The organism is Kutzneria kofuensis (assembly GCF_014203355.1).
Classification (GTDB): Bacteria; Actinomycetota; Actinomycetes; order Mycobacteriales; family Pseudonocardiaceae; genus Kutzneria; species Kutzneria kofuensis.
This window is the reverse complement of the sequence record NZ_JACHIR010000001.1, coordinates 3,221,824-3,245,152: the sequence shown is the minus strand read 5'-3', so window position 1 is coordinate 3,245,152 and position 23,329 is coordinate 3,221,824. Positions and strand designations below refer to the sequence as shown.

The 23,329-nt window shown below is 70.0% G+C and carries 24 protein-coding genes and 1 tRNA gene; 9 read left to right on the top strand and 16 right to left on the bottom strand.

Going from position 1 to position 23,329, the window contains the following annotated elements; genetic code table 11:
• Nucleotides 1-105 precede the first annotated feature (105 nt).
• The 5 genes from BJ998_RS14755 to BJ998_RS14740 all read left to right on the top strand — a co-directional run bounded on the left by BJ998_RS14755 (nt 106) and on the right by BJ998_RS14740 (nt 3,778).
• The gene (locus tag BJ998_RS14755) at nt 106-1,431 is read left to right on the top strand and encodes an NAD(P)/FAD-dependent oxidoreductase (RefSeq protein ID WP_184862127.1); all 1,326 of its coding nucleotides are present in this window, start codon (nt 106-108) and stop codon (nt 1,429-1,431) included.
• Between the two features lie 156 nt (nt 1,432-1,587).
• Nucleotides 1,588-1,710: a hypothetical protein gene (locus BJ998_RS48615; protein WP_255360895.1), complete on the top strand. Its 123-nt coding sequence runs from the start codon at nt 1,588-1,590 to the stop codon at nt 1,708-1,710.
• 2 nt (nt 1,711-1,712) lie between these two features.
• The gene (locus BJ998_RS14750; protein ID WP_246488590.1) at nt 1,713-2,825 is read left to right on the top strand and encodes an ATP-grasp domain-containing protein; all 1,113 of its coding nucleotides are present in this window, start codon (nt 1,713-1,715) and stop codon (nt 2,823-2,825) included.
• A 114-nt stretch (nt 2,826-2,939) separates the two neighbouring features.
• Nucleotides 2,940-3,014, top strand: a tRNA-Leu gene (locus BJ998_RS14745).
• Nucleotides 3,015-3,400: 386 nt separating this feature from the next.
• Nucleotides 3,401-3,778 carry a DUF5684 domain-containing protein gene (locus tag BJ998_RS14740; RefSeq protein WP_184862125.1) on the top strand — a complete coding sequence of 126 codons (378 nt, stop codon included), beginning with the start codon at nt 3,401-3,403 and terminating at the stop codon, nt 3,776-3,778.
• A gap of 92 nt (nt 3,779-3,870) precedes the next feature.
• Here BJ998_RS14740 and BJ998_RS14735 read toward each other — a convergent pair whose 3' ends face one another.
• Both BJ998_RS14735 and BJ998_RS14730 read right to left on the bottom strand, forming a co-directional pair.
• On the bottom strand, nt 3,871-4,317 hold the full coding sequence (locus BJ998_RS14735; protein WP_184862123.1) for a hypothetical protein: 447 nt from the start codon (nt 4,315-4,317) through the stop codon (nt 3,871-3,873).
• Nucleotides 4,314-4,775 carry a hypothetical protein gene (locus BJ998_RS14730; RefSeq protein ID WP_184862121.1) on the bottom strand — a complete coding sequence of 154 codons (462 nt, stop codon included), beginning with the start codon at nt 4,773-4,775 and terminating at the stop codon, nt 4,314-4,316. The genes BJ998_RS14735 and BJ998_RS14730 overlap by 4 nt, the downstream gene beginning before the upstream one ends.
• Before the next feature lie 186 nt (nt 4,776-4,961).
• On the opposite strand from BJ998_RS14730, the gene BJ998_RS14725 reads away from it, so the two are divergent.
• The gene (locus BJ998_RS14725; RefSeq protein WP_184862119.1) at nt 4,962-5,867 is read left to right on the top strand and encodes an alpha/beta hydrolase; all 906 of its coding nucleotides are present in this window, start codon (nt 4,962-4,964) and stop codon (nt 5,865-5,867) included.
• Here the strand turns inward: BJ998_RS14725 and BJ998_RS14720 are convergent.
• From BJ998_RS14720 to BJ998_RS14665, 12 genes are all read right to left on the bottom strand, one after another.
• Nucleotides 5,864-7,426, bottom strand: a complete 1,563-nt coding sequence (locus BJ998_RS14720) for a Na+/H+ antiporter (RefSeq protein WP_184862117.1) — start codon at nt 7,424-7,426, stop codon at nt 5,864-5,866. The two genes, BJ998_RS14725 and BJ998_RS14720, sit on opposite strands and share 4 nt — an antisense overlap.
• 98 nt (nt 7,427-7,524) lie before the next feature.
• A complete protein-coding gene (locus BJ998_RS14715; protein ID WP_184862115.1) occupies nt 7,525-8,169 on the bottom strand; it encodes a response regulator transcription factor in 645 nt (214 codons plus the stop codon).
• Between the two features lie 20 nt (nt 8,170-8,189).
• Nucleotides 8,190-8,471, bottom strand: a complete 282-nt coding sequence (locus tag BJ998_RS14710) for a heat shock protein transcriptional repressor HspR (RefSeq protein WP_184862113.1) — start codon at nt 8,469-8,471, stop codon at nt 8,190-8,192.
• On the bottom strand, nt 8,468-10,111 hold the full coding sequence (gene dnaK, locus BJ998_RS14705) for a molecular chaperone DnaK (RefSeq protein ID WP_184862111.1): 1,644 nt from the start codon (nt 10,109-10,111) through the stop codon (nt 8,468-8,470). Before dnaK ends, BJ998_RS14710 begins: the two co-directional genes overlap by 4 nt.
• A gap of 96 nt (nt 10,112-10,207) precedes the next feature.
• The gene (gene pqqB, locus BJ998_RS14700; protein WP_184862109.1) at nt 10,208-11,095 is read right to left on the bottom strand and encodes a pyrroloquinoline quinone biosynthesis protein PqqB; all 888 of its coding nucleotides are present in this window, start codon (nt 11,093-11,095) and stop codon (nt 10,208-10,210) included.
• Nucleotides 11,092-12,171, bottom strand: coding sequence for a pyrroloquinoline quinone biosynthesis protein PqqE (pqqE, locus tag BJ998_RS14695; protein ID WP_184862108.1), 1,080 nt, complete (start codon nt 12,169-12,171; stop codon nt 11,092-11,094). Before pqqE ends, pqqB begins: the two co-directional genes overlap by 4 nt.
• Nucleotides 12,161-12,427 (bottom strand): pyrroloquinoline quinone biosynthesis peptide chaperone PqqD, encoded by a 267-nt coding sequence (gene pqqD / locus BJ998_RS14690; RefSeq protein WP_184862106.1) that lies wholly within the window; start codon nt 12,425-12,427, stop codon nt 12,161-12,163. The genes pqqE and pqqD overlap by 11 nt, the downstream gene beginning before the upstream one ends.
• A complete protein-coding gene (gene pqqC, locus BJ998_RS14685) occupies nt 12,424-13,098 on the bottom strand; it encodes a pyrroloquinoline-quinone synthase PqqC (RefSeq protein ID WP_184862104.1) in 675 nt (224 codons plus the stop codon). Before pqqC ends, pqqD begins: the two co-directional genes overlap by 4 nt.
• A gap of 89 nt (nt 13,099-13,187) precedes the next feature.
• On the bottom strand, nt 13,188-13,319 hold the full coding sequence (pqqA, locus tag BJ998_RS49550) for a pyrroloquinoline quinone precursor peptide PqqA (RefSeq protein ID WP_184862102.1): 132 nt from the start codon (nt 13,317-13,319) through the stop codon (nt 13,188-13,190).
• Nucleotides 13,320-13,439: 120 nt separating this feature from the next.
• Nucleotides 13,440-14,621, bottom strand: coding sequence for a polysaccharide deacetylase family protein (locus BJ998_RS14675; protein ID WP_184862100.1), 1,182 nt, complete (start codon nt 14,619-14,621; stop codon nt 13,440-13,442).
• 37 nt (nt 14,622-14,658) lie between these two features.
• On the bottom strand, nt 14,659-15,417 hold the full coding sequence (locus tag BJ998_RS14670) for a class F sortase (RefSeq protein ID WP_312890118.1): 759 nt from the start codon (nt 15,415-15,417) through the stop codon (nt 14,659-14,661).
• A complete protein-coding gene (locus BJ998_RS14665) occupies nt 15,410-16,810 on the bottom strand; it encodes a SpaA isopeptide-forming pilin-related protein (RefSeq protein WP_312890117.1) in 1,401 nt (466 codons plus the stop codon). The genes BJ998_RS14670 and BJ998_RS14665 overlap by 8 nt, the downstream gene beginning before the upstream one ends.
• A 382-nt stretch (nt 16,811-17,192) precedes the next feature.
• Between BJ998_RS14665 and BJ998_RS14660 the strand changes: the two genes are divergently transcribed.
• Both BJ998_RS14660 and BJ998_RS14655 read left to right on the top strand, forming a co-directional pair.
• A complete protein-coding gene (locus BJ998_RS14660; RefSeq protein WP_184862098.1) occupies nt 17,193-17,978 on the top strand; it encodes a Bax inhibitor-1/YccA family protein in 786 nt (261 codons plus the stop codon).
• A gap of 155 nt (nt 17,979-18,133) precedes the next feature.
• Nucleotides 18,134-19,447: a hypothetical protein gene (locus BJ998_RS14655; protein WP_184862096.1), complete on the top strand. Its 1,314-nt coding sequence runs from the start codon at nt 18,134-18,136 to the stop codon at nt 19,445-19,447.
• 23 nt (nt 19,448-19,470) lie between these two features.
• Here the strand turns inward: BJ998_RS14655 and BJ998_RS14650 are convergent, their stop codons facing one another.
• Together BJ998_RS14650 and BJ998_RS14645 are read right to left on the bottom strand one after the other, a co-directional pair.
• Nucleotides 19,471-20,691, bottom strand: a complete 1,221-nt coding sequence (locus BJ998_RS14650; protein ID WP_184862095.1) for an acetyl-CoA C-acetyltransferase — start codon at nt 20,689-20,691, stop codon at nt 19,471-19,473.
• 114 nt (nt 20,692-20,805) lie between these two features.
• A complete protein-coding gene (locus BJ998_RS14645; RefSeq protein ID WP_246488589.1) occupies nt 20,806-21,723 on the bottom strand; it encodes an SGNH/GDSL hydrolase family protein in 918 nt (305 codons plus the stop codon).
• Between the two features lie 148 nt (nt 21,724-21,871).
• Here BJ998_RS14645 and BJ998_RS14640 point away from each other — a divergent pair, with 148 nt between their 5' ends.
• Nucleotides 21,872-23,242, top strand: coding sequence for a cystathionine beta-synthase (locus BJ998_RS14640; RefSeq protein WP_184862092.1), 1,371 nt, complete (start codon nt 21,872-21,874; stop codon nt 23,240-23,242).
• Nucleotides 23,243-23,329: the final 87 nt, after the last annotated feature.

Genomic DNA, 23,329 nt, shown 5'->3' with positions numbered 1-23,329 from the left:
TCCGGCATCGTGACCACACACCGTGATCATGCTCACGGGGGACGGCCGTCACATCGGGCCCGTTGTGGGCAGCGGCCCCTGGCGACGGGTGCGACCATTGCACGTATGGCGGCAGTGAAGTCGGAACCCGCGAGGATCCTGATCGTCGGCGGTGGCTACGTCGGCATGTACACCGCGTTGGGCCTGCAGAAGAAGCTGAGGTCCCGGGAGGCGTCGGTCACGGTTGTCGACCCGCAGCCGCACATGACCTACCAGCCGTTCCTGCCCGAGGCCGCCGCCGGCTCCATCGAGCCGCGCCACGTGGTCGTGCCGCTGCGCCGGGTGCTGCGCAAGTGCCACGTGCTCACCGGCCGGGTCACCAAGATCAGTGACGCCGACAAGGTCGCGACCGTCACGATGACCGACGGCCACGTCGAGGAGATCCCCTACGACGTGCTGGTCGTCGCTCTCGGCTCGGTCGCCCGCACGCTGCCGATCCCGGGCCTGGCCGACCGGGGCATCGCGTTCAAGACCATCGGCGAGGCCATCTACCTGCGCAACCACGTGCTGTCGCGGCTGGACCTGGCGTCCACCACCGACGACCCGGAGATCCGCAAGCGCTTGCTGACCTTCACGGTGATCGGTGGCGGCTATGCCGGCATCGAGGCGCTGGCCGAGCTGGAGGACATGGCCCGCTACGCGCTGCGCTACTACGAGAACCTGGACCCGGCCGACATGCGCTGGGTGCTGGTCGAGGCGACCGGCCGGATCATGCCGGAGGTGCGCGACAGCCTGGGCGTCTACACCGTCAAGCAGCTCGAGGCCCGCGGCATCGAGGTCTACCTCGACACCCGCGTGAAGACGATGGAGGACGGCCACGTCGTCCTCGACGACGGCACCGAGTACGACTGCGACACCATCATCTGGACCGCCGGCGTGAAGGCGAACCCGGTCCTGGCCGACACGGACCTGCCGCTTGACCAGCGCGGCCGGGTGATTTGCACGGCCACCATGCAGGTCCAGGGCCTCGACGGCGTCTGGGCGGCCGGCGACAACGCGGCCGTGCCCGACCTGTCCAAGACCGACGTCGACCCGGCGGCCACGTGCAGCCCGTCGGCGCAGCACGCCGTGCGCCAGGCCAACCAGCTGGCCAAGAACATCGTCGCGGTGCTGCGCGGCCGCAAGCCGAAGCCGTACGTGCACAAGTACGCCGGCTCGGTGGCCAGCCTCGGCCTGTACAAGGGTGTCGCGGACGTCTACGGCATGAAGGCCAAGGGCTTCATCGCGTGGGGCATGCACCGCGGCTACCACGTGTCCCGGATGCCCACGTTCAACCGCAAGGTGCGGGTGGCCTTCGACTGGCTGGGCTCGTGGCTGCTCAAGCGCGAGGTCGTGTCACTCGGTCAGATCAACGACCCGCGGGCCGAGTTCGACCGGGTCACGAAGAGCTGAGAACGTAGCTATCGGCGCGCGACACGCCGAGCTTGATCCGCCGAATGGGCTATGATCGGTGTCAGTCGTCTTGACATTGCGTTAGGCGGGTCCCGAAACTACCCGGGGCGGATCGCCTGAACGTGTGATGCGCCTTCGGGGAAAGAGGTGACCGCGATGTCGATGGAGGACCTGGCCGCGCAGCTGCGCAGCGGCGAGATCGAGGACCAGGCGCTCGCGGAGTTCGCTGCCGAGTACGCGCGTGCGGAGCGGATCTCCCGCAGCAAGAAGGACGACTGAGCATGATCGGCGCTGGGCGGGCCCAGTCGGACGGCCCGCCCCAGCCGATGCTCCCCGCCCGCCCGACACCCCTGTTGCTGCAGGGCCAGGACTACGTCTTCCGCGCGCCCAGCGGCTGTTACGACTTCCAGGAGCAGATCCACCGCCTCGAGATGGTCGAGGACACCGGCGAGCCGTCGCCGTGCGTGCTGGTGCTGGCCCGGTCGGCCGACATGGAGATGAACGAGCTGTCCATCGCGCTGGCCGAGCGCGGCATCCGGATGGCCCGCATCGACGTCGACCGCTGCCTCGACCTCGCGTTGACGATCTACACCGACACCCCGTTGATCGAGCTCAACCGCTGGCTGCTGCGGCCGCTGCTGGTCTGGCGCCGGCACTTCGAGCTGGCGGCCATGCCCGTCGACCCGCGGACGATCAGCGGCGCCTACGCACTCGACCAGTGGAACACCGTCGCCGGCTGGCTCACCGAGCGGACCGAATGGGCGCACGTGAACCCGGCCCGGGCCACCGGCCACCTCAACCGGCTCACCCAGCTCTCCGATGCCGCCGCGTTCGGCCTCAGGACGCCCAGGACGGCCGTGACGACCCAGCCCGGGCGGAGTAGGCCGGGTGGCGGGCAGTGCATCGTCAAGACGGCCGGGCGGCACCTCGTGGAGCCGCGCCCCGGCGTGCAGCACGGTCTGTTCCCCCGGCCGCTGGACACCTCCCGCGCCGGCGACGTCCCCGAGGCCGCGCCGGTGATCGTGCAGCAGTACCTCGCCGCCGACACCGAGCTGCGGGTTTTTGTCGTCGGCGACAAGCTCATCGGCTACCAGGTCGACAAGTACGACCCCGCGCAGTTGTGGGTCGACCCCGACAACGTCTCCGTGCGGCCGACCGACGTGCCGCCCGGGCTCGCCGACCGGTTGCTGGCGCTCGCCCGGCACTGGCGGCTCCAGGTCGCCGCCTTCGACCTGCTCGTGGTCGACGGCGAGCACGTGTTCCTCGAGGTGAACGTGAACTGCGACTGGCGGTGGTTCGAGCACCGCGCCGGCGACACCGACGTCTCCGATGCCGTGCACGGTTGGGTGGCCGTGCGTTTCGGCGAGCTCCTGGCCGCCGATCGGGGCCGCTGATCCATGTGGTCGTACCTCCACCGGATGCCCGAGCGATCCGCCGGGTGGGCGAACAGGGTCTCAATTGGCTGTAAGTACCTGACCTTGAGCAGTCGGACGGCTTAGGCTCCCCACGCCCCCGTAGCCCAATCAGGCAGAGGCAGGCCCCTTAAAAGGGTCAGAGTGTCGGTTCGAGTCCGATCGGGGGCACAGAGAGTGATCAAGAGAGCAGCCCCCTGATCAGGGTTAATCCGGTCAGGGGACTCTGGCCCCCGGGTTCGGTGGCGTGCGGGCCGTGTCTGGGCGGGCGCCGGCCGCTCATGTGGTGAGACTCGAGTCTCGGTACCGGTCGCCGGTGTCGTGTCGTGAGACAGGGGCTGAACAACTGTCGTTCATGGGCGTGAACGGACACTGGTTGCTGCCCGTCTGCGCGTGAGCGTCGCATTGGAGGGATGTAGTCGGGGGTGTCCGCTATTGTCCCTGCACGTCGATCGCTCGCCCTTGTGTGCACGGTTTCGAAATAGTTTCGAACCGGTGTCGCGATGGCGCTCGTCGACGACCTGTCAATTCTTCGTGTATAGAAAGCGGTTCGCACAATGGACTCCACCGTCAGCTCCGGCATCGGCCTTGTCGTCGCGCTCATCGGCATCGTCGGGCTCTGGCAGGTGTTCAGCAAGGCCGGCCGGCCCGGCTGGGGCGCGATCATCCCCATCTTCAACCTCTACCTGCTGGTCAAGGTCGCCGGCCGGCCCGGCTGGTGGGTGCTGCTGTACCTGGTCCCGGTGGTGAACATCGTGATCCACGCGATCGTCGCGATGGACGTGGCGCGCAACTTCGGCAAGAGCAGGGCGTTCGGCATCGTCGGCCTCTGGCTGTTCAGTGTCATCGGTTTCGCCATTCTCGGCTTCAGCGACGCGCGCTACGCGGGGGAGCGCGGCGTCGCAGATACGTCGAACGTGGCGGCCGCGTACTGACGTACCGCGAATACTGCCCTTCTATTCCGTTGGACGCGGCTCGGCGCATTGAACTGTGTCGGGCCGTGTTCGCGCGCTCACATTTATCGAATTCACCAGATTCGGCGGCTGCCGCGGGCCAGTGCGCGGGCCCGGCGGACCAGATCGTCGATCACCTCGGCGTCGGCCGAAGGTGGCGTGCCGGTGTGCGGGTCGCAGCAACTGGGCTTGGTCCGACGGGTGTTGTCGGTCGGCCAGGTGCCGGCGAGCTCGTACAGCGCGTCGTAGACGTTGCGGCCGGGGTCGGTCTGCTCGTGCGGGCCGACGAGCACGATCCACGCCCGCCCGGCGCCCTCGAAGGCGACGACCACGCGATCGTTGTCGCGCAGGTGGCGCACGCAGAGCCGGGGCAGCGGCGCGGGGCCGGTGACGCGGTATCCCAGGGCGGCGCAGCCGCGGTGGGCGAGGTCGTCAAGGAAGGACTCGTACGCCTTGCGTGCCGGCCCGCGCAGCAGCGCGGCCTGCGCCGAGGCGACGCGGGTCTCGACTACTTCGATCACTCAGGGATCGTCGTTCCGGAGCGCACGACCGTTCCCTCGCCCCGGACCACCTGGTCGAGGCTCTCGGCCAGGTCGTCGCGTTCGAGCAGCGCCTGGTCGCTCAGCCGGCGGTGCACCTCGTCGAGCAGCCCGCGGGTGCGGCCGATCCGGCGGATCTCCCGGACCAGGTGCATCACCTCGTGCACGCGGCGCGGCTCCAGCCGCATGGTCGGTTCCTGCTCGCTGACCAGCAGCACGCCCTCGCTGGCCCAGGCGCGGACCGTCTTCTCGGTGAGGTCGAGCAGGTCGGCCGCCACCACCGGGCGGATCGGCGTGGCGCTGGCCAGCAGGTTGTCCGCCACGTCGTACAGCTTGCTGCGCCCGGGGGCGCCGCTGGGCAGCGTGCCGGCGACCTCCTCGATCGCCTCGACGTTGGCCAGCAGCCGCTCGGTCTGCTCCTTCTCGGCGGCCACCGACATGACAACCTCCCTGGGTTCGACTACCGATTATGGGGCCAGTTTTCGATACTCGCAAGTGTGCTTCACGTGAAACGTCAAGCGGACGCGCCGCGTGTCCTGGACTTTCGCTCGGCCTGGTGACGGGCGTCACGGAGTTGGAACCGGTCTGATGTAGGTTCGTCTCCCTGCTCCCGTAGAGATGACGCGATGCCCAGTCCCGAGTTCGAGGCGCTGCTCACGGCGATCCGGGCCAGTCCACGGCCCGAGCCGGCCGCTGGTGCGGACGGCGTGCGTCAGGCACGCGAGTCGATGGACCTGGCGCTGGGCGCGATTCCCCTGGCCGACGGCGTGATGACGGGGGAGACCGACGCCGGCGGCTGCCCGGCGGTGTGGGTGCGGCCGCAGGGCGGCGCGATCGACCGCGTGCTGCTCTACCTGCACGGCGGCGGCTACCGGGCCGGCTCGGCGGCGGCGTTCGGCGGCTTCGCCTCGCAGTTCGCGGCGGTGATGGGCATGCCGGCGCTGTTGCCGGACTACCGGCTCGCGCCCGAGCACCCGTTCCCGGCGGCCGTCGAGGATGCCGTGCAGGCGTACAAGTGGCTGCTGGCCGAGGGATATTCGCCGGGGCGGGTGGTGCTGCTCGGCGACACCGCCGGCGGTGGCCTGGTGGTGGCCGCCATGCTCGCCGCCCGTGACCTCGGCTTACCGCAGCCGGCGGCGGCCGCGTGCCTGAGCCCGCTGTTCGACCTGACCGCCAGCGGCGAGTCGTACGAGAAGTTCGCCGAGGACGACCCCATCTACAGCCGGGCGCAGGCGCTCGCCTCGGCCGCCGACTACTTGGGCGACGCGAGCCCCCGCGAGCCGCTGGCCTCGCCCCTGTTCGCGGACCTCTCCGGGTTGGCGCCGCTGATGGTGCACGCCGCCGACCGCGAGGTGCTCGTGGACGACGCCCGTGCCCTGGTCGAGGGCGTGCTGGCCGCCGGTGGCCGGGCCAACCTGGAGATCTGGCCGGACCTGATGCACTTCTGGCACCTGTTCGTGCCGGACGTCCCGGAGTCCACCGCGGCCGTACTCGGCGTCGCGGAGTTCCTGCTGACCTACATCGGGGCCTAGGGATCGTCGCCCAGGCGGGCGTCTTCGAGGTCCAGCGTCCGCTGCAGCCGGCGGCGGGTGCTGTCGTCGATGGTCCCGTCCTCGAAAAGCCTTGCCAGCTCGGCCATCTCCACGGCGAGCAGCTCGCGGCGCAGCTTCCGATAGGCGGCCGCGGCAGACGAGCCCGGGGGCGCCTCGGGCGTGGCGTTGCCGTGGTCGATCCGGGCCAGCAACCCCTGCCGCAGCCGGTCGAGCACGTCGTGCGGCGCGGTTTCGAGGTCGTAGAGCTGCTCCAGGTGCGCGAGGCCGGCCTCGGCCAACCGCATGTTGGCGATGTCCTGTTCCTTGCGCGCTTCATCCGGTGTACGGGCGATGCCCGCCCGTTTGACCAGCGGCGCCAGCGTGAAACCCTGCGCCACCAACGTGATCACGATGACGGTGGTGGCCAGGGCGAGCACGAGGTCGCGCTGCGGCACGGGTTGGCCGTCGTCGGTGAGCAGCGGAATGGACAGCACCGCGGCGAGCGGCACCACGCCGCGTGCGCCGGCCCACGAGACCACAGTGGACGTACGCCAGTTGAGGCGGCGATCCCCGCGCCGCAGCCGCATGATCCAGCCGAGCGGGAACACCCACAGAAACCGGATCGCGATCAGCGCGGCGGTGATCACCAGCGCCTGCCATGGCCAGCCCGGATCCGAGCCGGCGAGCGCGCGGACCAGATACGGCAGCTGCAGCCCGATCAGCGCGAACACCGCGCTCTCCAGGATGAAGATCACCGTGCCGTAGACGGCGTCGACCTGCAGCCGGATGTGCGCGGTGGTGATCTTCGATGTCTGCGCGCCGAGCACGACGCTGCACACCACCACCGCCGTCACGCCGGAGCCGCCGACCGTCTCCGCGATCACGTAGGCCGAGTACGGGCTGACCAGCGCGATCACCGTCTCCAGCACCGGATCCACGGTCCGTCGCCGGATCAGCCAGATGCCGGCCGCCACCACCAGGCCGACGATCAGGCCGCCGCCGGCGAGCAGCAGGAACTCGCCGCCGATCGACTCGAACGACATCGCCCCGCCGGCGATCGCGGCCGACACCGCCAGCCGGAACAGCACGAGGCTCGTCGCGTCGTTGAACAGGCTTTCGGCCTGCACCAGCACCTGGATCCGGGGCGGCAGCGACAACCGTCTACCGAGCGCGCTGACCGCCACCGGGTCGGTGCTGGCCAACACCGCCCCCAGCACGAACGCCATGCTCGCCGGCAGCGGCGCGACCACGGCCGCCACGAGCCCGACCACGCCGGCCGACGCCAGCACCAGGCCGATCGCCAGCACCGTCACCGGCTTCCACACCGCGCGCAGGTCCCGCCAGGGCATTTCCTCGCCGGCCGCGTAGATCAGCGGCGGCAACACCACCAGGCTGACCATCTCCGGCGTCGCCCGGACCTCCGGCACCCCCGGCAGCAGGCCCACCACCACGCCGGCCACCACCAGCAGCGACGGCGCGGGAATGCTCAGTCGCCGGGCGAACGTGGCGACGACCGTCGCCAGCACGACCAGCAGTAGAACGGTCTCCACGCTTCGCATCGCTGGCACGCCTTTCGTCGGGGTCGCCGAACACCGCCGACCAGACTTCCCGGCACACCGTCCTCGACCCTACCCGGCGCGCCACCCGATCGGGTGGATCAACCGTTCAGATAGGCCAGCACCGCCAGCACCCGGCGGTTGTCGTCCTCGTGCTGGTGCAGGCCGAGCTTGGTGAAGATGTTGTTGGTGTGCTTGCCCACGGCCTTCTCCGTGACGAACATCCGGCCGGCGATCGCGGCGTTGGAGCGGCCCTCGGCCATCAGCCCGAGCACCTCCTTCTCCCGCGGCGTGAGCGTGCCCAGCGGGGCGTCGCGCTCTCGGCTGGTCAGCAGCTGGGCGACGACCTCGGGATCCATCGCGGTGCCGCCGTCGGCCACGCGCCGCACCGCGTCCACGAACTGCCTCACGTCCGAGATCCGGTCCTTGAGCAGGTAGCCGACGCCGCCGCTGCGGTCGGACAGCAACTCGCGGGCGTAGAGCTGCTCGACGTACTGGGACAGCACCAACACCGGCAGCCCCGGCATCGTGCGGCGAGCCTCGATGGCGGCGCGCAGCCCCTCGTCGGTGAAGGTGGGCGGCAGCCGTACGTCCACAACGGCCACGTCCGGCTTGTGCTCGGTGAGCGCCGCCCGCAGCTCCGGCCCGGACTCGACGGCGGCGACGACCTCGAAGCCGTGCGCCTGCAACAGCCGGATCAGGCCGTCCCGGAGCAGCAGCAGGTCTTCCGCGATGACAACACGCACGGTTTCGAGCTAACCACAGCTCACCGGCAGCCGAGTGCGGTTTGCAGACGTAGCAACAGCTCCTGGAGTTCGATGATGCGGCGGATGCCGGCCGTGTTGATGCCTTCGCGCTGCGACAGGTCCCGGATCTGGCGCAGCCGCTCGATGTCGCGCGCCGAGTAGCGCCGCTGGCCGTTGTCCGCGCGGTACGGCCGAACCAGGCCGTGCGCCTCGTACGTGCGCAGCGTCTGTGGGTGCAGCCCGACCAGCTCAGCGGCGGCCGAGATCGAGTACACCGGCGTGGTGTCAGGGCCCGCAGTCACGGCCGCATCGCAGCGAAGGCGGCCTTGAGTGCGTCCATGTCGCCGTCGTCGAGCGCCTTGCGCACGGCCGCGATCTGGTCCGGCGGATACGCGTCGGCGTTGTGCAGCAGCGATTCCGCCGTGTTGCGCAGCTCCGCCTCCTCGCGGCGCCGCCGGTCCTGCTCGGCATGCTCCTCGGCGTCCCGGATCATGCGATCGATCTCGTCCTCCGGCAGCGCCGAGCCGCCCGTGATCGTCATCGACTGCTCGGCGCCCGTGTCCAGGTCCTTGGCCGACACCTGCACGATGCCGTTGGCGTCGATGTCGAAGCGCACCTCGATGCGCGGCACCCCTCTCGGCGCCGGCGCGAGGCCCGTCAGCTCGAACATGCCCAGCCGCTTGTTGTCCGCCGTCATCGGGCGTTCGCCCTGGTAGACCTGCACCGGGATGGACGTGTAGTTGTCGCCCGCGGTCGTGACGACCTCGGTGCGGCTGGTCGGGATCGTCGTGTTGCGCTCGATCAGCCTGGTCATCACGCCGCCGAGCGTCTCGATTCCCAGCGACAGCGGCGTGACGTCCAGCAGCAGGACGTCCTTGACCTCGTCCTTCAACACGCCCGCCTGCAGCGCCGCGCCCGCCGCCACGACCTCGTCCGGGTTCACGCCCTTGTTCGGGTCCTTGCCGATCAACCCCCGGACCAGCTCGTTGACCGCCGGCATCCGGGTCGAGCCGCCCACCAGCACCACGTGGTCGATGTCCCCGACCTCGACGCCCGCATCCTTGATCACGTTGTGGAACGGGGCGCGGCAGCGGTCCAGCAGGTCCTTCGTGATCCGTTCGAACTCCGCCCGGCTGATCGTCTCGTCCAGGAACAGCGGGTTCTTGTCGCCGTCGACCGTGATGTAGGGCAGGTTGATCGTCGCGGTCGTGGACGCCGACAGCTCGATCTTCGCCTTCTCCGCCGCCTCGCGGACCCGCTGCATCGCCATCTTGTCCTTCGACAGATCGACGGCGAACCTCTGGAGCACCCAGTCCACGATGCGCTGGTCCCAGTCGTCGCCGCCCAGGTGGTTGTCGCCGCTCGTGGCCCTGACCTCCACCACCCCGTCGCCCAGTTCCAGCAGCGAGACGTCGAAGGTGCCGCCGCCCAGGTCGAACACCAGGATCGTCTGCTCTTTCCCGCCCCTGTCCAGCCCGTACGCCAGTGCCGCCGACGTCGGCTCGTTGACGATCCTCAGCACGTTCAGGCCCGCGATCCGCCCCGCCTCTGTGGTGGCTTGCCGCTGGGCATCCTCGAAGTACGCCGGCACCGTGATCACCGCGTCGGTGACCTCTTCCCCCAGATAGGCCTCCGCGTCCCGCTTCAGCTTCAGCAACACCCGCGCCGAGATCTCCTGCGCCGTATAGCCCTTGCCGTCGACCTCTTGCGTCCATGCCGTGCCGATGTGCCGCTTCACCGACCGCACCGTCCGCTCCACGTTGGTCACGGCCTGGTTCTTCGCCGGCTGCCCCACCAGCACCTCGCCGTTCTTGGCGAAGGCCACCACCGACGGCGTCGTGCGTGACCCCTCCGCGTTCGCGATCACCCTCGGCTCCCCACCCTCGAGCACCGCCACCACGGAGTTCGTCGTCCCCAGGTCGATCCCCACCGCACGCCCCATGGCCACCCTCCAGACTTGAGCACCCTGGAGTCAACTATGCAGGCACCGCTCCACTCAATGCACAAACCTTAGTCGCCTGGACTCAACTCTCATGGCTTAGAGCGTGATCACGGTGCCGTCCGGGACCACCTCGATGCCGGCGGCGGTGATCTCGGCCGACTCCGGCGAGGCCGGGTCCAGCAGCGGGTTGGTGTTGTTGAGGTGGGTGTAGATCCGGCGCATGACCGGGAACCGGCGGAGCTGCGCCAGGCTGCCACCCCCGCCGAAGACCGGTACGTGGCCCATTGAGGACTGGCCCTTGGAGTGCCCTGTGCTGACGCCCATCTCGTCCGGCGCCGAGAAGGTGCCGTCGAGCAGGAGGCAGTCGACGCCGTCCAACAGGGCCTCGAACCCCGCAGACCAGGAAGCCAGGCAAGGGGCATAGAGCAGGGTGCCGCCGGTCGAGGGGTCGTGGACGCGGTAGGCGACCACCCAAGGCCCCGGCAGCTCGGGGGCGTACTTGGGGCGCTTGGTGCCGACGGCGTGAGGGGTGGCGATCAGGCCGCCGGCCAGCGCGAAGGACTTCTCGGGCACGGCCTCCGACCACGACCAGCCGGCGTAGAGGTCGAGGACGTCCCGCAAACCGAGGTGGGAACGGAGGGCGGCCAACGCGTTGGCGGGGGCGTAGAGGTGCTGGCCGCCGCCCTCACGAAGGGAGAACACGCCCAAACAATGGTCGAGCTCGGCGGAAGTGAGCAGAACGCCGCGGACAGGGGTGTCGCGGCGGCCGGGGCCGGGGGTGAGGGCGGCGCAACCCACCACCTGCACCCGAATGTCGGGGGAGGCGTTGAGCAGCCACCAGTCGGAGCCGTTGCCGCTGACGGCGACGCAATCCTGGGCCCGGGACGGCAGCGAACCGTTGCGGGCCTTGGCGCAGAGGGAGCAGGCGCAGTTCCACTGGGGGAAGCCACCGCCGGCGGCGGTGCCGAGAACGACAACCTTCACACGGACCGCCGCATGGCGAAGGAAGGCCGCGAAGGCGTGATCTCCGTAGCAAGGATGGACTGGACGAGGCCGTGGTCGGGGGACAGGGTGCAGACGGGGTCGGTGGCGGCGGCGTCGCCGGTGAGTTGGAAGGCCTGGCAGCGACAACCGCCGAAGTCGATCTCCTTGCGGGGACACGACCGGCACGGCTCCTGCATCCAGGAGGTGCCGCGGAAGGCGTTGAAGGTCGGAGAGTCGTACCAGATCGCCGAAAGCGACGACCGCGCGACGTTCTGCACGGGAAGGTCGGTGATCACGCTGGCGGCGGGGCAGGGCAGGACATCGCCGTTGGGCGCGACGGTGAGCTGACGGGAACCCCAGCCGTACATGCACGGCTTGGGATTGGCCTCGTGGTAGTCGGCGACGACGTAGACGATCTCCATCCGCCCGGCGAGCCGCTGCTGCGCCTGCTGCACGATCGGCAAAGCGGCGGCGAGCTGTTCCCGGGTGGGGAGCAGGGCGGCGCGGTTGCGAAGCGCCCAGCCGTAGTACTGGGTGTTGGCGAGCTCCAGGCGGTCCGCGCCCATCTGCTCGGCCAGCTCGATGATTCCGCCGATGTGGTCGAGATTCGCCTTGTGCAGCACGGCATTGACGGTCAGCGGCAGCTCAGCGTTCTTGATCAGAGACGCCGCGAGAAGCTTGCGGTCGTAGCCCTTCACGCCGGCGATCAGGTTGGCGTTCGAGCGATCCGAGTCCTGCACGGACAGCTGCACGTGGTCGAGCCCGCGGTCGACCAGGTCGGCGAGCCGCGAAGCGGTCAGCCCGAGGCCGCTGGTGACGAGATTGGTGTAGCAGCCGAGACCGCTGGCGTGCGCCAACAGCTCGGGCAGGTCCGGACGGGCCAGCGGCTCGCCGCCGGACAGGTGCACCTGGAGCACGCCGAGCTCGCGAGCCTCGTCGAAAACCCGTTGCCACGCAACGGTGTCCAGCTCGTCGGCTCGTCGGACCAGCTCGACGGGGTTGGAGCAGTACGGGCAGTGCAGCGGGCATCGGTGCGTGAGCTCGGCCAGCAAGCCCAGCGGTGCTTCAGTCAACATCCACCACCCGTCGAGCCACGAGCCGGTCCACCAGCTCGATCACGTCGTCGGGCTGCACGCCATCGAACTCGTCGGCCAGCGCCAAGGCGATGTCGCCGACGCTCGACGAACCGTCGCACCGTGACACCACCGCGGCGGCGGTCTCGTTCAACAGCAGCACGCCCTCCGGAAACAGCACGACATCGCTGTTCCGGGTCTTGTCGTACGTGCACCGCACGCCCCGGCGCACCCGCGGCACGGAGTCCAGCGATGTCATGAGTGGTAATCCACGGCGTCCAGAATCGCCTGCAGCACATCGCATTTGAACGCCAGCGCGGCCACACACGCCTGCTGCTGCTCGCGACTGCGGGCGTGCTCCACAACGATGTCCAGAGTGGACTTGCCCTCGCCGGCGATCACGGTCAGCCGGGACACGAAGTAGGCGAACCCGTCCTCCCCGATCCACGGGTACTGCTCCCGCATGTCGGCCAGCCGCCGACGCATCAGCCCGGGCGAGAACATCTCGGTCAGCCCCGACGCGATCGCCTCCACCCACGGCTTGTTGCGAGCGAAGTTCACGTAAGCGTCCACGGCGAACCGCACGCCCGGCAGCACATGCCGCTCGTCCAGCACTTCCGCCCGGTCAAGGCCGACGGCCTCGGCCATGCGCAGCCAGTTCTCCGCGCCGCCCTCGCCGTCGCGACTGCCGTCGTGATAGACGATCCGCTCCATCCAGTACCGCCTGACCTGGGGCAACGGGCAGTTCGCCAGGATGGCGGCGTCCTTCTGCGGCAGGCTCCGCTGGTAGTACCACCGGTTGGCCGCCCACAGCTGTAGCTCCTCGCGGCTGAGGGCGCCCGCGTGCAGGCGCAGGTGGAACGGGTGGTCGTGCCAGTACCGCGGCGCAAGCGCCCGCAGCTCGGCGATGAAGTCCTCGGCCGCCAGCATGATCGACTCCTCGATGGACGTGGGTGAAAGGACCATTCCTCACGTTGAACGCGTGGAATGGTCCTTTCCGAACACGAGTGCTTGACAGGTCAGACCCGCGCGGCGTACGCGGTGACCTCCATCGGCGTGTCGTACTCGCTGAAGTCGGGCTTGACCCAGCTGCGACGGGCGGGCTTGCGGACGGACTTCTCGGCGCGCTTGACGGTCTTCGGTGCGGACATCGCTCACTCCTTGTACGAACTGGGCAAGGCCGCGGCGGATCTCCACAGTAAGCCCTTTCTACGGGTCGCGGCTAGACACCTTCCGACGCGTCCACATGGATCTTTCGTAGGATCACCGGCTCAGTTGTGCGCCGCCGGCAGCCCGCGCAGCGAGTCCAGCACGGCGGGATCCTGCAGCTGCAGCCACTGGATCACCTGGCTGTAGGTGGCGCACACCGTCTCCGGCTTGTCGCACGTCTCGCCCATGAACTGCTCGACCGCGCCGGAGAAGGCGCCGCCGGCCCAGTCGTTGAAGTGGTTCGCGATCACCATCGGCGCCCGGTTGCCGTTGAACACGCTCTGGTACACCGAGCGGTACGTGTCCAGCACGATCGGGGTGAACTCCGGCGCCCGCGCGTCGTCGCCCTCCTTGGCGCCGTCGAGCAGGTACCAGAAGTTGAAGTCCATCATCACGACGTTCTTGTCCAGCGCCGGCACGCGCACCTCCGGCAGCGGGAACTCCCACAGCCCGCGGTCCACCGTCGGCCAGGTGACGCCGAACGAGACGTGGCTGGTGTCATAGACGAAACCGTGCGACTTCATCGACGGGAACAGTTGGTCCCAGTTGCCCTCCAGGCACGGTGTGCGGCCGCCCTTGATCATGTCGGGCGTGATCTTCAGGCCCTTGCCGTCGATCTCCCTGAGGTAGGAGAAGAACTGGTCCAGCTCCGAGTTCCAGCCCGCGGTCGACCAGGAGCCGACGCTGGGCTCGACGCCCTGGCAGAAGTGGCCGTTGTAGTGCGTGCCGAACTCCATGCCGTCGGCCAGCGCCCGGTTCAGGTACTCGACGCGGGACGTGATGTCCGCGTCCGAGCCGCCGAAGCCGATCTCGCTCGTCCCGGTCGGGTGCCCCGGGCCGGTGTACTCCTTGCTCTCGCGGTCCGGGATCAGGTACAGCCCGGACAGCATCGCGGTCACCTTCGCGCCGGTCCGCTCGGCGATCGGCAGCACCCGCGACCAGTGCGCGCCGGACGCGCCGCCGTCGAAGGAGAACAGGATGAACTGCGGCGGCTTCTCGCCGGGCCTGAGCTTGTGCATCCACGCCGGCTGGGCGCCGCTCGGCGCGGGCAGGGTCGGGGTGGGGCCGGCCGGCGTGGCCTGGCCGGCGGGCGTGAGCGGCCCGGGATTCGTGGTGGTCGTGGAGGGTCCTGATTGCGACGCCGTCTGCTGTCCCGATCCCTGTCCCATCACGATCACGACGACCACGGCGAGCACCAGCGCCACCGCGGTCGTCAGCCAACCCCACCTCTGCCTGAGCCCCATGCCGGGTGAGACGACGCAGACCCCGGGTCGGTTGTCGTCAGGGCACGGGGCGCGCGATCACGACCCGGTTCTGGTCGTAGCCCAGCGCGCCGCCGACCCAGTTGCCGCCGCAGGTCACCAGCACCAGCCGGTGCGGCCCGGTCTGGCCGAACAGCTCGTCCGCGTGCTGCGGCAGATTGTCCTTGTCCACGGTCAGGATCTGGTCGACGACGAAGGTCAGCTGCTTGCCGCCGCCGTCGACGACGGTGACCTTCTGCCCGGCCTGCGCGCCCCACAGCTCGGCGAACGGCCCGGCGACGCCTTCCCAGTTGATGTGCCCGGCGATCAGGGTCGCGCCGGTCTGCGCGTCCAGCGCGGCGCCCCACAGGGCGGCCTTGCTCACGCCGTTCGGGATCTGGAGCGTTCCGTCGCCGGCGACGGCGCTGCGTACCAGCGAGGAGCGCCCGCCCTTGGGCAGCAGCACTGTGTTCGGCCCCGGCGGTTGCGGGGTCGATGACGTGGCCGGCGGCGGCGCCGGGGACGACGTCGTGGTACCGGGAGGAGAGGTCACAGGGGCCGGGCCGGCCTGCGGGTCGACGGTCTGCGTGTGGCCGACCGGCAACGGCGAGCCCGGGATGTGCTGTGGCTGGCCGAGCAGCGTCGCGCCGGCGGCCACCACGATCATCGTCAACCCGACCGCGCCGCTGACGGCCGTGCCCGCGGCGGCGGCCGGGTTGCGGTACCGGGACCGGCCCGCGACCGGGAACCCGCCGGCCGTGACCGGCCAGCGGGCGCCCGATGCCCGGTGCTTAGCCACGCGAGGCGAGCCTCCGGCGGCGCAGCAGCAGGCCGAGGCCGCCGAGGGCGATCACGAGCAGGCCGCCGACCCCGGCGAGCGCGCCCGGGTTCAGCTCGGTGACGGTGGCCGCGTCCGCGACCATCGGCGAGCCACCGGCCGGGATCTTCACCGGCACGGTCGGCGTGTTCGGCGTGTTGGCCAGCTGCAGTGCCAGCGTCTTGCCGGGTTCGATGGAACCGCAGACGCTGGGCGGCGACGAGGAGTTGAAGTTCTCGTCGTAGCCGCTCGGCGCGGCCACCTCGACCAGACAGATGTCCTGAGGCGTCTGGAGGTTGTCGATGGTGGCGGTGCCGTCGGCCCCGGTTGTGACGACCAGCGGCTTGCCGTCGGTGCCGTTGAGCGGCGTGCCGTCCTGCTTCACGGCCGCGGCGGTCTTGTCCTTGGCGGTGATCCGCAGCTGCACGCCCGCGAGGCCGGCGTTGGTCTTGCTGTCCACCTTGGTCACCTTGACGCTGCCGGGTGCGGTGACAGCCGTGGTGCTCGCGGTCCCGGTCAGCGCCTTCTCGCCACCGGTGGACACGATCCACTGGATGTTGCCGCCCGCGTTCACCGGCGCCTGCACGACCGGCTGGTCGGCCGGGGCGCTCAGGTCGACCTTGACCGTCGGCTTGGGACCGGTCGGCGTGACGTTGACGACCAGCGGGCTGCCGTCGGCCGGCGTGGTCACGGCGTCCTTGTCGACCTTGCCGTCGGTGACGGTCAGCTTCACCGGCACGCCGGTGACCGTCTTGTCCGTGCCCGCGTGTGTGACCTTGATGGTCCACTTGTCGGCGGTGCCGATGACCTGGGCCGCGGTCGGCGCGACGACGGCGACGTCCCAGGGGCCCTGGTTCGCCGTGGCGTCGGCTTCCTCGGCCGCCACGGCTTTGGCCGCGTCGGGGAACTGCGCCTGGAGCTTGGCCAGGTGGCCTGCGATGTCGTAGCCGATGTGGTTGAAGTCGTTGGCCGGGTCGAGCCTCGGGTCGCCCGCGGGCACCCCCGACGTGTAGCTGTGCAGCAGGTGCGCGAGCGCCGCCGCCTCGTCCGGGTTCTTCGTGCCCCCGTAGCGCAGCAGCAGGTACGAGATCTTCGCGGCGACCTCGGGCTTCAGGTCGTTGCCCCACTTGTCCTTGAGCGGCTCGCCCGGCTTGTACTGGGTGTCGCTGTCGGGCGCGTTGAGCGCGAAGCGGACGCAGTAGACGTCCTTGCCGCCCACGACGTAGGACCCCAGCCAGTCGGACGGGTCCTTGTTGTCCCTGTACTGCTGGGCCGGTGTCACGCCGTGGCCGATGCCGGGGTTGCCCGTGTTGGCGGCGGCGGTGACCGGCACGGCCAGCATCGCCGCCCCGGCCAACATCGTGATCCCGGTCACCCCAGCGACCAGTTTGCTCAGTCCCATAACGGTCCTGCGCTCCCTCATGGGCGCCGTGCCGCTTCCCCGCGGCGCGGTGCCCTTCGTTAGGTCGGACGTCTTCAACGGCGGCGGTCCGGGCTCGTTCCCCCGACGGAACGAGAAAGCCGTGGTAGGCCGCCCTGCGAGCCTGGCGGGCGCGCGGGCGGCGGGCAAGCCGCCAGCGGGAGGATGTCCGAGGACACCGAGAGTGTCAATACGGTGTGAAGAAGTTGATCGCTAGCCCGAACGGATCAGTGCGCGTTCATCCACATTGGTAAAGTGAGCTTTGCCCCAATGGGAACTGATCGACCACGGTTACCGTTGTACGGGCTGTAGGCGCCACACGTTCCAGGAGGACCAGGTGCGCACATCGAGCAACCCGGCGTTCCGCGCGCTGTCCGGCAAGGGCCAGGGCGGCTACGCGGGCTTCGGGTACCAGGGGCAGGCGCAGCAGACCGGGTACGGCTACCCGGCCGCGCCGCCCACCGCCGCCGACCGGCCGATGACGATCGACGACGTGGTCACCAAGACCGCGGCCGCGCTGGGCACCACCGTCGTGGTGGGCGGGCTGACCGCCTACGTCGGGCTGGCGCCCGGCTTCGCGCTGCTCGCGGCGATCGTCGGGTTCGCGCTGGCGATGGTCATCACCTTCAAGCAGTCGACCAACCCGGCGCTGGTGCTGGCGTACGCCGCCGCCGAGGGTGTGTTCCTCGGCACCATCACCAGGCTCATCGACTTCCTCGTGCCGGGCGTGGCCGTGCAGGCCGTCGTCGGCACCGTCGTGGTGTTCGCCACCATGCTGGTCCTGTACCGGACCGGCGCGGTCAAGGTGACGCCGCGACTGACCAAGTGGATCATCGGCGCCACCATGGGCGCGGCCGCCCTGCTGGTGCTCAACCTGCTGCTGTCGTTCTTCCATCTCGACCTCGGCGTCCGCGGCAACACCCCGCTGGCGATCGTCGTGAGCCTGCTGTTCATCGGCATCGCCGCGTTCAACCTGCTGCTGGACTTCGACCAGGCCGACCGGGCCATCCGCGCCGGCGCGCCGGCCAGGTTCGCCTGGTACATCGCGTTCGGTCTGATGGTCACGCTGGTCTGGCTGTACATCGAGATCCTGAACCTGCTGGCCCAGTTGCAGCGCAACTAGTCAACCAAGGCGGACACCGTCTTGCCAGAAGCGCCGGCATCCGTGAGGATGTCGGCGCTTTCCCCTGTAACGGGTGGCTTTCTCATCCAGGTGAACCCGAACCGACCGGGGCGCGTAGTGCGGACCGGTGGAGTGGGCTCATCGAGGAGGCACCCGTGACCGACAGGCCGATGCGCTGGAAGACGATCAGACCGACGTTCGTGCTGCCCCAGCTGAAGAAACTGACCGTGCGCAGCCGGCTGGCGCTGGGCGTGCCGGCGCTGGCGGTGTTCGCCGCGGCGGTGGCCGTGGTGGCATCCGTTGCCGTGCAAGGGGATCCGCAGCTGGCGGCGAACCAGGCCGACATCGTCAACCCGGACTGCACGCTCGAGGTGCCGGCCAATCCGTTGTCCGCCAAGGGACTGGCCACGCCGTACCTGCTGAGCGCGGCCAAGGGCCACTGCCACGAGACCAACGCCGACCAGTCGGCGTTCGTGCAGGCGACGATCCTGGACCCGGCGACCGGCAAGCTGTCCGTGTACGACCCGCTGGTGATCGACAAGGGCAGCCGGCCGGCGATCGCCCCGACGCCGCCCGCGCTGCCCCGCGGCGCCGTCGTCGGCATCTGGTTCGGCTTCAACGGCAGCAACCTGACGCTGCGGGGCGACACCGGCACGTGCGTCAACGGCGACCACAACTCCGTGTTCGGGCAGTACGCCTACTGCAACGCCCAGCCGTTCTTCGCCGCCGCGAACAACGCGATCGCCGCCAGGAAGCTGGTCGTCCCGCCGCTGGGCACCGGCAAGGACGGCAGGCCGTGCATGACCACCCGTGACTTCGGCCTGGTCGACCAGGACCAGAGCGACAACGTGACGACGACCTACCTCCAGGCCCGGGACGGTCGGGTCGCCCAGGACACCCCGGCGGCCGAGGCGAAGCTGGGCTTCACCAAGCTGCGCGGCAAGACCAGGGCCAAGCTGACCAACGGCAGCGACAACGTGCTGCTGGACGCCTTCGTCGACCCCGCGCTGGGCTGCACGCCGTTCACCGCGCCGGACCTGGCCAGCGGCCGGCCGGTCACCTCGCTCGCCCTCGACGAACTGCAGGCCGCGACCCGGCAGGCGGCGCCGATCGCCCTCGTGCCCAGCAGCGACCCGATGACCATGGACGGCACGAGGACCAGCGTCACCAAGACCAACCTGTACCGGGTCGGCGTCGACATGCCGCAGATCAACACCCGGACGGAGACGCCGCAGGCCTACTGCCGATCGCTGGTGACCACCGGCGTCCAGCGCACGAAGCTGGACGCGCGCTTCACCAAGGCCGGCCCGTCACCGGATCCGGCCGCCGCCAGCAACCTGTTCACGTTCCTGGCCCAGCGGTTGCAGGGGACGTTCGACAACCTCGGCTGCGGCAAGCTGCTGCACATGCGCAACCCGGTGCACGTGGTGACGAACAAGGCCGGCGTCGTGGTCGACGCCGGCCTGTGATCGTCACCGCTGGGGGACCGGTGTCAGCTCAGGCGCTCCAGGATCATCGCCATGCCCTGGCCGCCGCCGACGCACATCGTCTCAAGGCCGAACTGCTTGTCGTGGAACTGCAGCGAGTTGATCAGCGTGGTGGCGATGCGGGCGCCGGTCATGCCGAACGGGTGGCCGACGGCGATCGCGCCGCCGTTGACGTTCAGCTTCTCCAGCGGGATGCCCAGGTCCTTGTAGGACGGGATGACCTGCGCGGCGAACGCCTCGTTGATCTCGACCAGGTCGACGTCCGAAATGGACATGCCGGCCTTGGCCAACGCCCTGCGGGAGGCCTCCACCGGGCCGAGGCCCATGATCTCCGGCGACAGGCCGGAGACGCCGGTGGCGACGATGCGGGCCAGCGGCGTGAGGCCGAGCTCCTTGGCCTTGGTGTCGCTCATGACCACCAGCGCCGCCGCGCCGTCGTTGAGCGGGCAGCAGTTGCCGGCGGTGACCCGGCCGTCGGGGCGGAACACCGGCTTGAGCGTGGCGGTCTTCTCCAGCGTCACGCCCGGCCGCGGGCCGTCGTCGGCGGAGACCACGGAGCCGTCCGGCAGCGTCACCGGGGTGATCTCCCGCTGCCAGAAGCCGTCCGCGATGGCCTTCTCGGCCAGGTTCTGGGAGCGGACGCCGAACTCGTCCATCTCCTCGCGGCTGACGTCCTTGGCCAGCGCCAGGTTCTCGGCGGTCTGGCCCATCGCGATGTAGATGTCCGGGACGTTGCCGTCCTGGCGCGGGTCGTGCCACTCGCCGCCGCTGTTCTCGGCGGTGGCGACGGTGCGCGCCTCGGCGTCGGCGAACAGCGGGTTCTTGGTGTCGGGCAGGCCGTCCGAGCTGCCCTTGGCGAACCGGGAGACGGTCTCCACGCCGGCGGAGATGAACACGTCGCCCTCGCCCGCCTTGATGGCGTGGAAGGCCATCCGGGTCGACTGCAGGCTGGAGGCGCAGTAGCGGGTCACCGTGCAGCCGGGCAGGTGGTCGAAGCCCATCAGCACGGACACCACGCGGCCGATGTTGTAGCCCTGCTCGCCGCCGGGCAGGCCGCAGCCCATGATCAGGTCGTCGATCTGGGTCGGGTCCAGCGCCGGCACCTTGTCCAGCGCGGCCCGCACCACCTGCACGGCCAGGTCGTCGGGGCGGATGGACACGAGCGATCCCTTGCCGGCCCGACCGATCGGCGAGCGGGCTGCGGAGACGATCACGGCCTCGGGCATCGCGAAACTCCTTCGGTTCGCTACTGATTGGTAACCTGCGGAGTCTAGCGACCGGACCCACCCCGTGACTGTGGTCCAGCTCTCCTCGAACCGCCGGCAGCGGCTACTGGGGGGCTATTGGGCCAGTTGGCGCACCGGGCGGCCGAAGCGGAGGTTGAGGCGGGCGATGAACTTCGCTGTGGGCCGCCGGGTGACCGAGAGCGGGGAGCGGAACGGCAACCGGGGCAGCGGCCCGCCCGTCCACACGCCGGCCACGGTGCACAGCGCCGGCAGCAGCACCGAGCACGCGGCCTCGTAGCCGACGGCGCTGGGATGGAACTGGTCGGAGCTGAAGAACTCCCGAGGCCGGGCCAGGAACTCGGGGGCGAGCAGGTCGGCCAGCGGCACGGGGATGGCCCCGAGCTGGAGCACGGCCTTGCGCTGCGCCCGGGCCAGCAGCAGGCTCCACACCCGCGCGATGGACTTCAACGGCTGTGCGATGGGGCGGATCACGCCGAGGTCGGGACAGGTCCCGACGACCACGCCGCAGCCGGCGTCCTGGAGCGTGCGAATCACCCGTTCGAGGCCCTCGACGGCGTCGGGAACGGTGGTCAGCGTGGTGACGTCGTTGGCGCCGATGATGATCACGGCAACATGAGGGGGAGTCACCAACGCCTGTTCCACCTGCGCGGGCAGGTCCCGGGTGGCGGCGCCGACGACGGCGTAGGTGTCGAGGCGCACCGGCCGCTCGGCCTCCTCGGCCAGCCCACGGGCCAGCACCACGGCGGGCAGCTGGTCGGGTGTGTCCACGCCCAGGCCGGCGGCCATGGAGTCGCCGAACATGGCGAACCGCAGCGGGTCGCCCTCCTCGACGGGCGGCAGCGGACCGGAACCGTCGGGCAGGTAGAGGCCGTCGGCCAGGTGCGGGGGCGCGACCGGCGGGCCGATGATCCGCTCCGCGCGCCGCGCCTGCCCCGTGAGCAGGCCGTATGCCGCGCCGTAGACGCCGCCGAGCGTGCCGGCGGCCAGCGCGACGAACCGAAGTCCCCGCATCACACCCATGGTCAACCTCCCCCGATCCATTGTCCCACCGGTTAGATCGTCGGCTGGTTCATTGGGATTAACACCACGCAGCCACGATGGTTCCCCGGAACGAGTTAGGCTGCGGCCAGTTCACAAGACGGAATCGAGAGGGCCTCCGGTGGAGTACGTCGATCACGTAGTCGACCTCGTCGGCAACACCCCGCTGGTGCGGTTGAACGCGCTCGTCGATGGCCTGGCGCCGCTGGTGCTGGCCAAGGTCGAGTACTTCAACCCCGGCGGCAGCGTCAAGGACCGCATCGCGCTGCGCATGGTGGAGGCGGCCGAGAAGTCGGGCGAGCTGAAGCCGGGCGGCACGATCGTGGAGCCGACCTCGGGCAACACGGGCGTCGGGCTGGCCCTTGTCGCCCAGCGCAAGGGCTACAAGTGCGTCTTCGTCTGCCCGGACAAGGTCAGCGAGGACAAGCGCAACGTGCTCAAGGCCTACGGCGCCGAGGTCGTGGTGTGCCCGACCGCGGTCGCCCCCGAGCACCCGGACTCCTATTACAACGTCTCCGACCGGCTGGTCCGCGAGATCCCGGGCGCCTGGAAGCCGAACCAGTACGCCAACCCGCAGAACCCGGAGAGCCACTACCACTCCACGGGTCCCGAGCTGTGGCGGCAGACCGAGGGCAAGATCACCCACTTCGTCGCGGGCGTGGGCACCGGCGGCACCATCTCCGGCACCGGCAAGTACCTCAAGGAGGTCTCCGGCGGCCGGGTCAAGATCATCGGCGCCGACCCGGAGGGCTCGGTCTACTCCGGCGGCACCGGCCGGCCGTACCTGGTCGAGGGCGTCGGCGAGGACTTCTGGCCGACCACCTACGACCGCGACATCTGCGACGAGATCATCCCGATCTCCGACGCCGACTCGTTCGACGTGACCCGGCGGCTGGCCCGCGAGGAGGGCCTGCTGGTCGGTGGCTCCTGCGGCATGGCGGCCGCCGCCGCGATCGAACTGGCCCGCCGCTGCGGCCCGGACGACGTGATCGTGGTGCTGCTGCCCGACGGCGGCCGCGGCTACCTGTCCAAGGTCTTCAACGACACCTGGATGTCCTCCTACGGCTTCCTGTCGCCGGACCACTCCGGCGCGACCGCGGGCGACGTGCTGCGCCGCAAGGACGGCACCATGCCCGAGCTCGTGCACGTGCATCCGAACGAGACCGTGGCGGAGGCCGTCGCCATCCTGCGCGAGTTCGAGGTGTCCCAGATGCCGGTCGTCAACGCCGAGCCGCCGGTGATGGCCGCCGAGGTGGCCGGGGCGGTCAACGAGCGGGACCTGCTCGACGCGCTGTTCACCGGGAAGGCGCAGCTCGCCGACCGCGTCGAGCAGCACATGTCGCCGCCGCTGCCGACCATCGGCGCTGGTGAGCCGGTCGGCGTCGCGATGGAGGCGCTGTCCGCCGCGGACGGCGCGATGGTCCTCGTCGACGGCAAGCCGGCGGGCGTGGTCACCCGGCACGACATCCTCGGATTTCTCGCTGGTCGATGAGTCTCGCCAGGTGTGCGGCGGCGCTGCGGCGTATGGGCTAGCGTTACCCGCGACGTGACGTCAAGGGCCCAAGGGGGTTGGAAACCC